This is a genomic window from Agrococcus terreus (assembly GCF_014645235.1).
In the GTDB taxonomy this organism is placed as follows: domain Bacteria; phylum Actinomycetota; class Actinomycetes; order Actinomycetales; family Microbacteriaceae; genus Agrococcus; species Agrococcus terreus.
The window spans coordinates 345,963-361,309 of sequence record NZ_BMLM01000002.1 but is presented as its reverse complement, the minus strand read 5'-3'; the positions used below and the strand labels follow the sequence as shown (position 1 = coordinate 361,309).

The 15,347-nt window shown below is 74.1% G+C and carries 10 protein-coding genes and 1 other RNA gene; 6 read left to right on the top strand and 5 right to left on the bottom strand.

Annotation, left to right across the window (positions count from 1 at the left end; all coding sequences use genetic code 11):
- A complete protein-coding gene (locus IEW90_RS11545) occupies positions 1–1,653 on the top strand; it encodes a sensor histidine kinase (RefSeq protein ID WP_188718433.1) in 1,653 nt (550 codons plus the stop codon).
- 18 nt (positions 1,654–1,671) lie between these two features.
- Here the strand turns inward: IEW90_RS11545 and IEW90_RS11540 are convergent, their stop codons facing one another.
- The 4 genes from IEW90_RS11540 to IEW90_RS11525 form a co-directional block, all read right to left on the bottom strand.
- Positions 1,672–3,138 (bottom strand): glycosyltransferase family 2 protein, encoded by a 1,467-nt coding sequence (locus tag IEW90_RS11540; protein ID WP_188718432.1) that lies wholly within the window; start codon positions 3,136–3,138, stop codon positions 1,672–1,674.
- Positions 3,135–4,103: a HEAT repeat domain-containing protein gene (locus IEW90_RS11535; RefSeq protein ID WP_188718431.1), complete on the bottom strand. Its 969-nt coding sequence runs from the start codon at positions 4,101–4,103 to the stop codon at positions 3,135–3,137. The genes IEW90_RS11540 and IEW90_RS11535 overlap by 4 nt, the downstream gene beginning before the upstream one ends.
- A complete protein-coding gene (locus tag IEW90_RS11530; protein ID WP_188718430.1) occupies positions 4,100–4,459 on the bottom strand; it encodes a response regulator transcription factor in 360 nt (119 codons plus the stop codon). Before IEW90_RS11530 ends, IEW90_RS11535 begins: the two co-directional genes overlap by 4 nt.
- Positions 4,460–4,712: 253 nt before the next feature.
- On the bottom strand, positions 4,713–7,763 hold the full coding sequence (locus IEW90_RS11525) for a S8 family serine peptidase (protein WP_188718429.1): 3,051 nt from the start codon (positions 7,761–7,763) through the stop codon (positions 4,713–4,715).
- Between the two features lie 217 nt (positions 7,764–7,980).
- Here IEW90_RS11525 and pta point away from each other — a divergent pair, with 217 nt between their 5' ends.
- Positions 7,981–10,104 (top strand): phosphate acetyltransferase, encoded by a 2,124-nt coding sequence (pta, locus tag IEW90_RS11520; protein WP_188718428.1) that lies wholly within the window; start codon positions 7,981–7,983, stop codon positions 10,102–10,104.
- Positions 10,101–11,291 carry an acetate/propionate family kinase gene (locus IEW90_RS11515; protein ID WP_188718427.1) on the top strand — a complete coding sequence of 397 codons (1,191 nt, stop codon included), beginning with the start codon at positions 10,101–10,103 and terminating at the stop codon, positions 11,289–11,291. The genes pta and IEW90_RS11515 overlap by 4 nt, the downstream gene beginning before the upstream one ends.
- A gap of 64 nt (positions 11,292–11,355) precedes the next feature.
- On the opposite strand, the gene IEW90_RS11510 is transcribed toward IEW90_RS11515, so the two are convergent.
- The gene (locus tag IEW90_RS11510) at positions 11,356–12,126 is read right to left on the bottom strand and encodes a cytochrome b5-like heme/steroid binding domain-containing protein (RefSeq protein WP_188718426.1); all 771 of its coding nucleotides are present in this window, start codon (positions 12,124–12,126) and stop codon (positions 11,356–11,358) included.
- Positions 12,127–12,202: 76 nt separating this feature from the next.
- Between IEW90_RS11510 and ffs the strand changes: the two genes are divergently transcribed.
- The 3 genes from ffs to recR all read left to right on the top strand — a co-directional run bounded on the left by ffs (position 12,203) and on the right by recR (position 15,321).
- An RNA gene (ffs, locus tag IEW90_RS11505) (signal recognition particle sRNA small type) lies at positions 12,203–12,299 on the top strand.
- A gap of 132 nt (positions 12,300–12,431) precedes the next feature.
- Positions 12,432–14,717 (top strand): DNA polymerase III subunit gamma and tau, encoded by a 2,286-nt coding sequence (locus IEW90_RS11500; protein WP_188718425.1) that lies wholly within the window; start codon positions 12,432–12,434, stop codon positions 14,715–14,717.
- A gap of 4 nt (positions 14,718–14,721) precedes the next feature.
- Complete coding sequence (recR, locus tag IEW90_RS11495; RefSeq protein ID WP_188718424.1) at positions 14,722–15,321, top strand: recombination mediator RecR; 600 nt, start codon at positions 14,722–14,724, stop codon at positions 15,319–15,321.
- Positions 15,322–15,347 lie beyond the last annotated feature (26 nt).

The window sequence follows — 15,347 nt, the reverse complement described above, 5'->3', positions numbered from 1 at the left end:
GTGTCAGCGCGCGGATGGCCCTCCTCGACCGCGTCGTCGAGCCCCGCCCGCGAGGGCCGGCGCCTCCAGCTCGTGTTCGCCGGCGCGGCGCTCGCCGTGCTCGGGGTGGCCTCGCTGTCCGCGCCCGAGCTGTGGGTCAGGCCCTGGGTGCCTGCCGCCGTTGGACTGATCGCGCTCGCGACACTCATCGCGCTCGGATCCGGTCGCCTCGGGTCTCGGCTCGCTCCTGCCTCGCTGCCGCTCGTGCCCGTGCTCGACCTGCTCGCCGTCGTCGTGCTGCACGCGGATGCGGAGATCCCCCGCAACGTCGGCCTGCTCGCCTGCTTCCCCGCGTTCTGGCTCGGCTTCTCGCAGCGCCGCCGCGGCCTCGTCATCACCGCGATCGCAGGCCTGGTCCTCGGAGCGGGGATGGCGCTGCGGATCCCCTCGACCGAGGGCGTGGTGCTGACCGCGAACTCGGTCGGCGCCGTGCTGATCCCCGTGAGCCTCATCGGTGCGGCCTGGCTCGCGCAGCGATACACGGAGCACCTCGAGCGGCAGCAGGCCGCGCTGCTCCAGCGCGAGCAGGAGCGCGGCGCGCTGCTGCAGCAGCACGCCGCCGACGGCATCCTGCTCGATGCCATCTTCGAGACGGTCCGCATCGGCCTGGTGCTCATCGACGCCTCGGGCAAGGTGGAGCGCATCAACCCGACGCTGCGCGACCACCCCGCGATGCAGGGCTCCGGCGCGCGGGCCGCGATGCTCGACGCCACGTTCCTCGAGCTCGAGAGCCGGCGGCCCATCCGGCGGCCGGAGACGCCGTTCGTGCGCGCGGCGCGCGGCGAGTCGTTCGACAACGACGTCGTCTGGGCGCAGCGCCCCGGCCAGGACCTCATCGCGATCACCGTGTCGTCCCGGCCGCTCATGGTCGACGGCGACTTCCGAGGCTCGATCGTCGCCGTCGACGACGTCACGAGCTACATGCGGATGCTCGAGGACCGCGACGAGTTCGTCGCCCTCGTCTCGCACGAGCTCCGCACGCCGCTCACGTCGATCGGCGGCTACCTCGAGCTCGTGCTCGACGAGGAGCTCCCCGAGCACGTGGTCGGCTGGCTGCACACGATGCGCCGCAACACCGCGCGCCTGCGCGCGCTCGTCGAGGACCTCCTCATCGTCGGCGAGATGGCGCGGGGCGAGCTGCGGCTCGAGGTGGAGCGCATCGACCTGCGCGAGCTCGCGCAGGATGCCGTCGCGCTCCTCGCGCACCGCGCGCGACGCCGCGGCGTGCGCCTCGAGCTCGTCGACGGCCCGAGCGCCTGGGCCGACGGCGACCCGCGCCGCATCGCGCAGGTGATCGAGAACCTCATCTCGAACGGCATCAAGTACACGCGCGACGACGGCTCCGTGCAGGTCGTCGTGACCGACGACCGCGACGGGCCGACGATCGCGGTGAGCGACGACGGCATCGGCATGGAGCCCGAGGAGGCCGCGCGGGTCTTCGAGCGCTTCTTCCGGTCGGCCGAGGCGCGCGCCTCCGGTGTGCAGGGCGCGGGCCTGGGCCTCTGGATCTGCAGCATGATCTCGCAGGCCCACGGCGGGTCGCTCCGGTTCACGAGCCGGCGCGGCGTCGGCTCGACGGCGACCTTCAGCCTGCCGGCGGCGGCGCAGCGCTGACCGCCGGCTCTCCGGGGCTCAGCGGGCGGGCGTGCCCGTCGGCTCGTCGGCCTCCTCCGAGAAGCCCGCGCGGGTCATCTCGCCCCACACCTGCTTCTGGTTCGTGAGGCCGGCCCACCAGCCCTGCAGACGCCAGATGGCGGTGAGCTGGCGGTAGCCGAAGTTCTCGGCGATCACGGCCCACAGCGTCGCGCCCAGGTCGCTCCAGCGCTCGTAGCGGTGGAACGACGACTCCTCGACCACGACCGCCGCGAGCGTGACGAGCGTGCCGTAGACGTACGAGACGACGATGAGCAGGATCGCGAAGGCGGGGTCGACGACGCCGAGCAACAGGCCGAGCGGCACGAGGATGATGCCGGCGATCTCGACGAGCGGCGCGAACAGCTCGAACAGCCAGTAGTAGGGGAGGGCGACCATGCCGACCTTGCCGTACTTCGGGTTCAGCAGCATCGCGCGGTAGCCCCAGAGGACCTCCCACAGGCCGCGGTGCCAGCGACGGCGCTGGCGCGCGAGCACCTTCACGGTCGAGGGGCACTCGGTCCAGCTGACGGGCTCGGCGACGAACTCGACCCGCAGGTCGCGCTTGCCCTCCTTGATCCACTTCTGGATCCGCATGACGAGCTCGAAATCCTCGCCGATCGAATCGGGGTCGAGGCCTCCGACATCGATGAGCACGTCGCGGCGGAACATGCCGAACGCGCCCGAGATGAGGATGAGCGCGCCCAGGTCCGACCACGCGGTGCGCCCGAGGAGGAACGCGCGCAGGTACTCGACGACCTGGATGCGCGCGATCGTCTGCTTCGGCATCCGCACGTCGACGATGCGGCCGCCCTGCACGCGGCTGTTGTTGACGATGCGCACGACGCCGCCGGTCGCGACGACGCGCTCCGGGTCGTCGGCGAACGGCTTCGACACCGACAGCAGCGAGTCCGGCTCGAGGATCGAGTCGGCGTCGACCATCACCACGAGGTCCTTGCTCGCGAGGTCGAGGCCGACGTTGACGGAGTCGGAGCGGCCGGAGTTCTCCTTGTCGACGACGGTCAGCGGCACGGCCCCGTCGGGGGCGCGCCAGATGCCGCGGATCGTGCCGCGCACGGGGATGCGGCCGGGCACGTCGCGGTCGTCGAGCACCAGGCCGTACGCGTCCTTGAGCACCTGCATCGTGGCATCGGCGCTGCCGTCGTTCACCACGATGACCTCGTGGTCGGGGTAGCGCAGGTCGAGCACCGACCGCACGCTCGTGCGGATCACCGCCTCCTCGTTGTAGGCGGGCATGATCACGCTGACGCCCAGGCTCACGGGCGAGCCGGCCATCGCGTCCTCGCCGCGGTGCTCGCTGCGGCGCAGGTATCGCGAGAAGTGGCGCGCGGCGATGACGATGAGCACGAGCATCGCCGTGTTCGCGAGCAGGAAGTAGATGCCCGTCGGCCACATCGTGACGGCGAAGAACGTCGTCAGGGCCTCGCGCAGCCAGTCCCAGCTCATGCCGCCGCCTCCTTGCGTCGCAGGCCGGCGGCGCGGCGCACGCCGGGCTCGGCCTCGTGGTCGATGCGCGCGATCGCCTCGCGCGTCCAGGCGCCCGGCATCGCGAGCAGGGTCGTGGCGGCGGCCTCGCCGAGCACGCCGCCCTCGAGCGCGGCGCGGACGAGCGGGCCGACGGCGTCGCGGCTCGGCACGCGCTCGAGCGAGCGCATGGCGGCGATCCGGACCGACTCCAGCGGATCGTCGACGAGCGCGACGAGGCGCTCCGCGGATCCGGGGGCCTGGAGGATGCCGGCGACGCGCGCGGCGCCGCGGCGCACGCTCGGGTCCTCGTCCTCGAGCGCGAGGCGCACGCGGTCGCCCGCCGCCCAGCCCTGCTGGAGCAGCGCGGTGGTCGCGACGGTCGCGGGGACGCCGGAGTCGGCGGCGAGCGCCGCCACGATGCTGCGCACCGCGGCGTCGTCGTCGAAGCCGCCGAGCGCGCGCACGGCGACCGTCCGCACCTCGGGGGAGGGGTCGCGGGCGAGCTCGCGGAGGCGCTCGAGCGCGCCCTCCGGCGCGAGGAGGCCGAGCGCCTCCGCGGCGTCCGCCCGGATCACCGCGTCGCGGCTGCGGGTGTCGGCGACCACGCGCGGCACGAGCCCCGCCGCGTCGGCGACGGCGCGCAGGTTCGTGGCGGCCTCGCCCGTGATGTCGCGGAGCATCTGGTACGCCGTGCGGCCGATGTGCTCGCGCTCGACGCGCGCGAGCGCGCGCACGCGCTCGAGCACGTCGTCGATCTCGTCGCCCTCGGCGACGGTCGCCTCGAGCACGAGCGGGCGCAGCTGCGCGTCGAGCGCCTCGCGCCGGCGGGCCCGCGCGTGCCGGCGCGTGCGCTGCAGGAGCAGCGCGGCCAGCGACCCGACGATGAGCGCGGACGACGCGATGAGCACCACCCACAGGAACTCGGCGGGCAGGGGCGTGATCATCCGAGCGCGGCGGTCACCCGGGCGAGCAGGGCACGGGGGCTGAAGGGCTTGGTGACGTAGTCGTCGGCGCCGGCGGCGAAGCCAGCCTCGACGTCCTTCTCCTGACCGCGGGCGGTCAGGAGGATCACGGGCGTCTGCACGCCGCGCTCGCGCAGCGAGCGGAGCACGTCGATGCCGGACATGCCGGGCATCATGACGTCGAGCACGATGGCCGCCCAGCTGCCGTCGAGCGCGGCCTCGAGCCCCTGGGGGCCGTCGGGGCGGGTCTCGACGTCGAGTCCGGCGGACTCGAGCTTGATGGCGACGAGGTCGCGGATGTCGCGGTCGTCGTCGACGACGAGGACGCGGCCGCTCACGCGCGCACCTCGTTGCCGGACGAGCGCGGACGACTGCTTGGGCGCATGGGGGCTCCAACGTGACGAGTCGATCTGGCCTGACGACCACCGTACACGCGGCGGCCGTGGAGCTGGGGGTGCGCGCGGACGCGCTGGCGGAGGATGGGGGATTCGAANCCGTGCGATCCTACGGCATCCGAGGGTGCCTGCCCGGACAGGGACCACGGCGGGGCGGAGGCTCGCGCCCCCGCCCCGCCGCTGTCGGTCCCGGAGGTTACGGCAGCTGGCCGCGTCCGGTCTGCGGGCCGGGCGCCGACTCGGCGTACACGTAGGTGCGCTCCGTCGCTCCGGCCAGCTCGTACAGCACCACGCCGAGGTACTGCTCGTTGGCGCCGAGGCCGTTCCAGGTCACGTTCACCTGGAAGTCCTCGCCGGCCTGCACGTCCTGCGAGCGAGGGCTCGCGGTGAGCTTGCCCTTGCCGCCCGGCTTGACGGCCGCGTGCTCGAGGATGAACGGCGTCTCGCCGCCGCCCGCCACCGAGTACACGTCGACGAGCGCGATGTAGCGGCCGGGCTGCGGGTCCTCGAGGAGGACGGCCTCGTCGGCCGACGGCGTACCGCCGACCCACTGCTCGACCGGCTGCCCGGCGTCGTTCAGGCGGTAGACGTACAGGTCGAGGTCGGCCACCGACTCGTCGCCCGCGAGGACGATGTCGTGGACGAGCTCGCCCTGCCCGACCGTGAACGGGTACTGGAACTCGTCGCCCGTCGTGCCGCTGTCGGCGCCGAGGCGCTGGTAGGCGGCGAAGCCGGCCGTCGAGGTCGTCAGCGTGCCGGTGGCGCCGGCGACGCCGTCGACCGTGAGCGACGCACGGCGACCCTCGCCCTGGATCCACTCGGGCACGTCGACCGCGATCGGGTTGACCGCGATCGGCGAGCGCACGGCGTTCGCGGAGCTCGACCAGGTGAGGAAGCCCGTCGACCACTCGTCCGGCGTCGCCGTCGTCGTGGTGAAGGTCACCTCGTACGAGAGCTCCTGGCCGGCGGCCGTGAAGTCGAGCACCTGCGGCGAGACCGACACGTCGACGCCCGGGACGCCCTCGACCGACACCTCGTAGCTGCCGGGCTCGAGGGCCGTGAGCGTGCGCGTCACGGTCTGCGTGCCGGCGAGCGAGCCGATGCCGATCGACGGGATGTTGAGGTCGCTCGGGTCGATCGCCTCGCCCACCCACGAGTCCGGCAGGCCGTAGCCCAGGCCGCGCAGGTAGCCGTACCAGTCCTCGGTGCCGTTCTCGTAGATGAGGCCGGGGTTCAGGAACGAGGGCGAGTCGACGATGCCGGCGCCCTGGTTGAACGGGTTCGTCTCGCGGGCGCCGTCCGACAGGAAGGTGTCCTCCGCGCTCGTCATGAGCGCGCTCTTCACCTCCGCGGGGCTGGCCAGCGGGTGCTCCGACAGGTAGACGGCGGCGAGGCCCGCGATGTGCGGTGCGGCCATCGAGGTGCCCGAGAGGAACTCGTAGCGGTCGGGGCCGCCCGGTGCCTGCCAGGACGCGGCGATGATGCCCACGCCGGGCGCCGCGATGTCGGGCTTGATGACGTCCGAGCCGTCGGCGAGCACCGGACCGCGCGACGAGAAGCCTGCGACCACGGGGGCCACGGTCTCGATGCCCGAGGTGTTGCCGGGGCTCAGCGTGATCGTCTCGCCGGCGGCTGCTGCGGCCGCGACGGCCTCGTAGAACTGCGCGTCGACGTGGACGGTCGGCACGACGTGGTCGTCGAGGTCGATCGAGCCGGGCGTGACGTTCGCGAGGACGACGCCGATGGCGCCGGCATCGGCCGCCACCTCCGACTTCTCGACGCGGGCGTTCACGCCGCGCTCGCAGAGCACGATCTTGCCGTCGGCCGCGGCGGCGTCGAGCGTGCCGGGGAGGCACAGCGCGGCGTCGTCGGCGGTCTGGCCGGCTGCCGGGATCGCACGGGCGGCGACGAGCTGGCCCGTCACCTCGCCGTCGAACGGCACCGTGATCGAGCCGCCGGGGATCTTCTCGCCGTCGGCGAGCGTGACCGTCGCCTCGTAGTTCGGGACGGTCGTGGCCGCGACGGTCGTGTACCACGGCGAGGCGTGGTCGAGCGTCGAGGCGCCGGGGCCCGAGTTGCCGGCCGAGGCCGACACGAAGACGCCAGCCGCAGCTGCGCCGAGGAACGACAGGTCGGTGGCTGCGACCACGGAGGTCGCGGCGCCGCCGCCGATCGAGTAGTTGATGACGTCGACGCCGTCGATGACGGCCTGGTCGATCGCCGCGACGAGGTCGGTCGAGGCGCAGCCGTCGTCCGTCGTCACCGTGGGGTCCGGACCCGACCAGCACACCTTGTACGCGGCGATGCGCGCCTCGGGCGCGACGCCCGACATGGTGCCGAGGTCGGCGCCGCCGACCGACTGGATCGCGACGTCGGCGTTGCCCGCGGCCGTCGAGGCCGTGTGCGAGCCGTGGCCGTCGCCGTCGCGCGGCGACAGGTACTCGCCGGGGACCTGGTCCTCGGTGCCGAGGCGCGACTCGCCGAAGCCGTCGACGTAGTAGCGCGCGCCGACGATCTTCGTCGAGCAGTCGTCGGCCGTGAAGCCGGAGCCCGTCTCGCAGACGCCCGTGAAGGTGCCGCCGTCGGACTTCTCGTAGACGATCGTGCCGTCCGCGGCGCGGTAGGGCTCGTCGCCGGCCGTCGTGCCCAGCGGCTCGCCCGCGAAGAAGGGGTTCTCGGGCGCGATGCCCGTGTCGAGCACGCCGACGACGACGCCCTTGCCCGCCTCGCCCATGCCGCCGACCTGCTCCCAGAGCTCGGGGAGCTCGAGGTAGTCGTTCGCGGGAGAGCTCGTGACCTGCAGGATCTCGTTCGCCTCGACCGAGCGGACGCCGGCCTGGCGCGAGAGCTGCGCGGCCTGGTCGCCGGTGAGGTCGGCGACGAAGCCGTTCACCGCCGCGGTCAGCTCGACGTCGACCTCCGCACCCACCGAGGCCGCCACGTCCTGCTGGCGGTCGGCGAGGTGCGCGCGGTACGCGCGGGAGGCGTTCGAGCCGGTGTCGAGGTCCTGCCCGCGCTGGGGCGCGGTGCGTGCGAGACCCGTGATGCCGCCCTCATAGGTTGCGAGGGCGTCCTCTGCGAGGACGACGATGTAGCGTCCGTCCTCGTATGCGGGCGTGCTGGACGGTGCTGCGACCGCGTTGGCCGTCGTCGCGCCGAACACGGCGGCGCTCGCGCCGACCGCGACCGCCGTGCCGACTGCGACCGCGCGGCGCAGCGTCGTCCGCGCTGTGCTGTGATGCGTCACGTTCTTCCCTTCGATGGGCGACGCCGTCGTTGGCGTCGGCGTCAATCTTCACCCTGTGCTGAGGGTGTGTTCAGGTCATGAACGATTCGTTACCGTTTCGTGACCCGGTGCTCCTTGGACTCCCAGCATCCGGATCCCGACCCCACGGCGGGCGGGACGCGTCCGGATCCGCGCAGGATCCGGGGCGAATCCAGGCGGCACGACGTAGCCTGGGCGCGTGCCGACCCGCATCGTCATCGCCTCCCCCGAGGGGCACGCTGGCAAGTCGATCGTCGCGCTCGGGCTCGTCGACGCGCTGAGCCGCCGCGTCGGCAGGGTCGGCGTGTTCCGGCCCGTGGCGCGCTCCGTCGACGAGCGCGATCGGGTGCTCGAGCTGCTGCTCGCCCACGACGCGGTCGACCTCGCGTACGACGACGCCATCGGCGCGACGTACGCCGAGGTCCACGACGACGCGGAGGCGGCGCTCGCGCGCATCGTCGACCGGTACCACCGCATCGACGAGCGCTTCGACGCGATCGTCGTGCTCGGCTCCGACTACACCGACGTCGGCAGCCCCACCGAGCTCGGCTTCAACGCGCGCGTCGCCGCGAACCTCGGCGCCTCGGTGCTGCTCGTGCTCGGCGGCCGCGACCCCGAGACCGACGCGCCCCGCACCGCCGACGACCTCCGCCAGCTCGCCGACGTGACGACCGCCGAGCTCGCGGCCGCGCACGCCTCGATCGCCGGCGTCGTCGTGAACCGGGCCGACCCCGAGGCGATCGCGGGCATCCCGGAGGCGCTCGTCGGCGCCGTGCCCGACGGCCTCCCCATCTGGTCGATCCCCGAGGACGGCCTGCTGAGCGCCCCGAGCGTCGGCACCCTCTTCCGCGCGGTCGACGCCGAGCTGCTGCGCGGCGACCGCGAGCTGCTCACGCGAGAGTCGCTCGGCACCGTCGTCGCCGGCATGTCGATGGAGCACGTGCTCGAGCGGCTCATCGAGGGCGGCATCCTCGTCATGCCCGGCGACCGCTCGGACGTCGTCGTCGGCACCCTGCTCGCGCAGCAGTCGGACACGTTCCCGTCGATCGCCGGCATCGTGCTCAACGGCGGCTTCGACCTGCACCCCTCGGTGCAGCGCCTCCTCGACGGCCTCGAGCTCGACCTGCCCATCGGGCTGAGCCCGCACGGCACCTACGAGACCGCGCGGCGCATCGCGACGACGCGCGGCTCGCTCGCCGACGGCACGCAGCGCAAGCGCGACCTCGCGCTCGCGCTCTTCGAGGAGCACGTCGACGTCGAGGCGCTGCTCGGGCGCCTCGAGGTGACGGGCACCGGTGTCGTCACGCCGCTCATCTTCGAGCACTCGCTCGTCGAGCGGGCGCGCGGCGACCTGCGGCACATCGTGCTCCCCGAGGGCGACGACGACCGCATCCTGCAGGCCGCCTCGACGGTGCTCGCGCGCGGCATCGCCCGGCTCACGATCCTCGGCGACGAGGCCGCCGTGCGGCAGCGCGCCTCGGCCCTCGGGCTCGACCTGTCGGCGGCGCGGATCGTCGCGACCGATGACCGCGAGCTGCTGCCCCGCTACGCGGCCGAGTACCAGCGGCTCCGCGCGCACAAGGGCGTGACGATCGAGCAGGCGACCGAGCGGCTGCGCGACGTCAGCTACTTCGGCACGCTCATGGTCCACACCGGCGACGCCGACGGCATGGTCTCGGGCGCCGCGCACACGACCGCGCACACGATCAAGCCCTCGTTCGAGACGATCAAGACCGCGCCCGGCGTCTCGGTCGTCTCCAGCGTCTTCCTCATGGCCCTCGCCGACCGCGTGCTCGTCTACGGCGACTGCGCCGTCATCCCCGAGCCGACCGTCGAGGAGCTCGCCGACATCGCCGTCTCGTCCGCGCGCACCGCCGCCGAGTTCGGCATCGAGCCGCGGGTGGCGATGCTCTCGTACTCGACGGGGGAGTCGGGCACCGGCGCCGAGGTCGACCGCGTGCGCGCCGCCACGCGCCTCGTGCGCGAGCGCGCGCCCGAGCTGCTCGTCGAGGGGCCCATCCAGTACGACGCCGCCGCCGACGCGGCGGTCGCCGCGAAGAAGATGCCGGAGTCGGAGGTCGCCGGCCGCGCGACCGTCTTCGTCTTCCCCGACCTCAACACCGGCAACAACACCTACAAGGCCGTGCAGCGCAGCGCGGGCGCGCTCGCGATCGGCCCCGTGCTGCAGGGGCTCGCGAAGCCCGTCAACGACCTCTCGCGCGGCGCGCTCGTGAGCGACATCGTGAACACGATCGCGATCACGGCGATCCAGGCGCAGTCGCGCACCGAGCGCCCCGCCGCCACCTGGGAGGTCGACGCGTGACCCGCTCCGTCTTCGTCATCAACGCCGGCTCGTCGAGCCTCAAGTACCAGCTCGTCGACGTCGACGCGGGGACGGCGCTCGCGAGCGGCATCGTCGAGCGGATCGGCGAGACGGCCGCGGTCGCGAAGCACGAGGCGCCCGGGATCGAGCCGGTCCGCGAGGAGCGGGTGATCACCGACCACGGGAAGGCGTTCGGCTGGGTGCTGCGCCAGTTCGAGGCGCACGGCCCCGCGCTCGAGGAGGCGGGGCTCGTCGGCGTCGGCCACCGCGTCGTGCAGGGCGGCGCGCGCTTCGACCGCGCCGTGCTCGTCGACGACGACGTGGCCGCGCAGATCGACGACCTGTCGCCGCTCGCGCCGCTCCACAACCCCGCGAACCTGCAGGGCATCCGGTCGGCGCGCGCCACCTTCCCCGGCTACCCGCACGTCGCCGTGTTCGACACCGCGTTCCACCTCACGATCCCGCCGGCCGCGCACCGGTACGCGATCGATGCGCAGGTGGCGGCCGAGCACCGCATCCGCAAGTACGGCTTCCACGGCACGAGCCACCAGTTCGTCTCGCGCCGCCTCGCCGAGCTGCTCGGGCGGCCGATCGAGGACGTGAGCTCGATCGTGCTCCACCTCGGCAACGGCGCCTCGGCGACGGCCGTGCGCGGCGGCCGCAGCGTCGAGACGTCGATGGGGATGACACCGCTCGCGGGCCTGGTGATGGGCACGCGCTCCGGCGACATCGACCCCGGGGTCGTCTTCCACCTGCACCGCGTCGCGGGCCTCTCGGTCGACGAGATCGACGTGCTGCTCAACAAGCGCTCGGGCCTGCTCGGCCTCACGGGCACCGGCGACATGCGCGACGTGCAGCAGGCGGCCGACGCCGGCATCCCGCGCGCCGTCGAGGCGCTCGAGATCGTGGCGCACCGCCTCCGGGGCACGATCGGCGCCTACCTCGCGCACCTCGGCCGCACCGACGCCATCGCCTTCACCGCGGGCGTCGGCGAGAACGCCGCGCCCGTGCGGGCCGCGGCGCTCGCGGGGCTCGAGGGGCTCGGCATCGTGCTCGATCCGGAGCGGAACGCCGGCCGCGGCGAGCGCCGCATCTCGGCCGACGGCTCGCCGATCGAGGTGTGGGTCGTGCCGACGCAGGAGGAGCTGGAGATCGCCCGCCAGGTGGCGGCGCTCGTCGACGGCTAGGCCGGCTCGAGCCGATCGAGCCGATCGAGCCCGATGGCGCGGCCGCGGTGCGCGGCCGCGGCGCTCACTCCTCGAGCGCGCCGATCGCGAAGCGGCTCAGCTGCTCCTCGGGCTCCGCCTGGCCGCGGTGCTGGCCCTCGAACGTCTCGGTGGCATCGGTGCCGCAGATCGCGAGGATGCGGTCGGCGCCGCCCGGGTGCTGCGTCACCCACTCCGTCAGGTCGTACACCTGGCCCTCGATCGCCGCCCAGCAGGAGGCGGAGTCGTCGTGCTGCGCGACGACCGCGAGCGTCAGCGGCTCGTCGGCGCCCGCCGTCGCGGCGGCGCCCGGCTCGGCCGACTCGCTCGTGGCGGTCGCGTCGTCGCCGCTCGGGAGGCGGTCGCCCCAGACGGCCTCTGCGCCCGAGTGGCCGGTGAGCACCGCGACGATGAGCGAGCCGACCGCGAGCGTGCCGAGCACGAGCGCGACGAGCACGCCCACCACGCCCGTCGGGCGGCGGCGGCGCGAGGCGCGGCGCTCCCACAGCCACCAGGCGATCGTCGCCAGCAGCAGGATCGCGCTGATCACGAGCAGCCAGTTGCCGAGCTGCTGGTGCTGCGCCGGCACGCCCACCTGGGCGGCGAGCGCCTCGCCCGAGAGCTTCGCGACCAGCGCGCCGACCGTGGCGATGGCGAGCACGGCGACGACCGGCCACGCCAGCTGCGCGCGCCAGCGCGGCACGACGAGCAGCAGCAGGAGGCCGAGCGCGCCGAGCGGCAGCAGCACGACGGGCACGTGGACGGCGAGCGGATGCAGCGGCAGGCCGGAGACCGTGGCGGCGAGGGCGATCGGCATGGGCACACGCTAGCGGCGTCCGCCATGCCTCCGCCCAGAGCGTGATGCGACCGCCCGCCGCGGCGGGTACGATGGTGGTGGCTCCCCGCGTGGCGCCATCCAGGCCAAATCCCCCAGGTCGGAGACGAAGCAAGGGCAACCGGGCTCTGGCGGGTGCGCGGGGAGTCCTTCGTGTCCGGCCCCGATGATGGCCGGGTCGGGCTCGCGCCGCGACGCGATGCGTCGCGGGTGCGCGGGGAGTCCCTCATGTCCGGCCCCGACCCACCCGGCTCGGCGCGTCAGCGGCGGGAAGTAGCCTGGTGCGCATGGTCGCCGCCCTCTACCGCCGCTATCGGCCGGAGTCGTTCGCCGAGCTCATCGGGCAGGCCCACGTCACCGATCCGCTGCGCACGGCGCTGCGCGCCGACCGGGTGAACCACGCCTACCTGTTCTCCGGCCCGCGCGGCTGCGGCAAGACCACGAGCGCGCGCATCCTCGCCCGCTGCCTCAACTGCGCCCAGGGCCCGACGCCCGACCCGTGCGGCGTGTGCGACTCGTGCGTCGAGCTCGGCCGCGACGGCGGCGGCTCGCTCGACGTCGTCGAGATCGACGCAGCGAGCCACGGCGGCGTCGACGACGCCCGCGACCTGCGCGAGCGCGCCACCTTCGCGCCGAGCCGCGACCGCTACAAGGTCTTCATCATCGACGAGGCCCACATGGTCACGTCCGGCGGCTTCAACGCGCTCCTCAAGATCGTCGAGGAGCCGCCGGAGCACATCAAGTTCATCTTCGCGACGACCGAGCCCGAGAAGGTCATCGGCACCATCCGCTCGCGCACGCACCACTACCCGTTCCGGCTCATCGCGCCCGCGCCCATGCTCGAGCACGTGCAGGCCGTGTGCGCCAAGGAGGGCGTGCAGGTCGAGCCCGGCGTGCTGCCGCTCGTGGTGCGCGCCGGCGGCGGCTCCGCGCGCGACACCCTGAGCCTGCTCGACCAGCTCATCGCCGGATCCGAGGGCACCGTCTCGTACGAGCAGGCCGTCGGCCTCCTCGGCTTCACCCACGGCGAGCTGCTCGACGCGATCGTGCACGCGCTCTCGGCCCACGACGCGCCCCGGCTGTTCGAGTCGATCGACCGCGTCGTGCAGTCGGGCCAGGATCCCCGCCGCTTCGTCGAGGACCTCCTCGAGCGCCTCCGCGACCTCATCGTCGCCCAGGCCGCGCAGGACCCGGCCGCGATCCTCCACGGCGTGCCCGAGGACGAGCTCGCGGCGCTCGTCGAGCAGGCGCGCGGCTTCGGCCACGCCGAGCTCTCGCGCGCCGCCGACATCGTCGCGAAGGCGCTCACCGACATGGCGGGGGCGACGAGCCCGCGCCTCCACCTCGAGCTCATGGCCGCGCGCCTGCTCGTGCCCGAGACCGGCGACCCGCAGGTCGGCACGATCGCGCGCGTCGAGCGGCTCGAGCAGCGGCTCGAGCACGGCGTCGTCATCGGGTCGGTCGACGCGTCCGCGGCAGCCGCGGCGGCGCCCGCCGAGCCGCCGGCCGCGCCGCCCGAGCGCCCGGCCGAGCCGGCGGCCCCCGCGTCCGAGCGCCCGGCCGAGCCGGTCGCACCGGCGCCCGAGCCCGCACCTCGATCCGAGCCCGCGACCGCAGCGGCCCCCGCCCCGGCCGCCGGCCAGCGCGAGGTGTGGACCGCGGACGGCCCGGTGACCGCGCCAGCCGCCGCCTCGACGCCGTCGCCCGAGGCCGCCGCGCCCGCGCCCGCCGTCGCCGCGCCCGAGCCCGCGGTCGCCGCGCCCGCCGCGCCGATCGGCTTCGCGCAGCTGCGCGACGCGTGGGACGAGGTGCTCCAGCGCCTCGGCGAGCACGACCGCAAGGCCTTCATGCTCGTGTCGAACATCACCCCGATCGACCTCCGCGACGGCGACGTGCTCGTCGTGGGATTCACCTCCGACGCCGACGTCGAGCGCTTCAAGGAGCACAAGCCCGGCGCGCCGAGCGTCGCGGAGGTGCTGCGGGGCACGATCGACGAGCTGCTCGGCATCCAGGTGCGCTACGTGCCGCGCACGCGCCAGCCGAGCGGCCCGCGCCGCGACGCGCAGGAGCCCGCGCCCGCAGAGGAGGGCTCCCGAGCCGCGGCCCCCGGGCCCGCCTCCGCACCCGCGCCCTCGGTCGCACCGGCGGCGCCTGCCGCGGCGCCGGCAGCCGCCCGCCAGCCGGATCCCGCGCGCAGCGCGCCGGCCGCGCGATCGACGGCCGAGCCGGCGGCACCCGTGGTCGGCTGGGCCGTGGCCGCGATCCCGAGCGACGCCGAGGCGCCGCCCGCCGACCTGCCCGAGCAGGCGCTGCCCGACGAGCCCGAGCCCGACCCGTTCTCGTTCGTCTCGGCGCCCGAGGCCGCGGCGATCGAGACCTCCCCGGCGGCGCAGGAGCCGAGCGGCGCCCGCCCGCCGCAGCCCTCGCCGATGGCCGAGGCGATGCGCAGCGCGCCCGAGCCCGTCCAGGCGCTGTCGGCGTCGCAGGCGGCGCGCTACGGCGAGGCCGTCGTGCGCGAGGAGCTGGGCGCCGAGCTGATCGAGGAGCGCCCGCGGGTGCGAGGGGAGCGCTGAGCGCGTGTACGACGGCATCGTCCAGGACCTCATCGACGAGCTCGGCCGGCTGCCTGGCGTCGGCCCGAAGTCGGCTCAGCGCATCGCGTTCCACATCATCCAGACCGAGACGTTCGACGTCGATCGGCTCGCGACGATCCTCCAGACGGTGCGCGAGAAGGTCCGCTTCTGCGTGATCTGCGGCAACATCGGCGAGGAGGAGCGCTGCGCCATCTGCCGCGACCCGCGCCGCGTGCCGAACACGATCTGCGTCGTCGAGGAGGCGAAGGACGTCGTCGCCATCGAGCGGACCCGCGAGTACCGCGGGCTGTACCACGTGCTCGGCGGCGCCCTGAACCCCATGCAGGGCGTCGGCCCCGACCAGCTCCGCGTCGCGCAGCTCATGACGCGGCTGCAGGACGCGACGGTCGAGGAGGTCATCATCGCCACCGACCCCAACGTCGAGGGCGAGGCCACGGCCACCTACCTCATCCGCTCCCTGCTGCCCCTCGGCATCCGGGTGTCGCGCCTGGCGAGCGGGCTGCCGGTCGGCGGCGACCTCGAGTTCGCCGACGAGATGACGCTCGGTCGCGCCTTCGAGGGCCGTCGCACCATCGAGCGTTGAGGCCGACGCCGCCGCGCCCTCGGCGC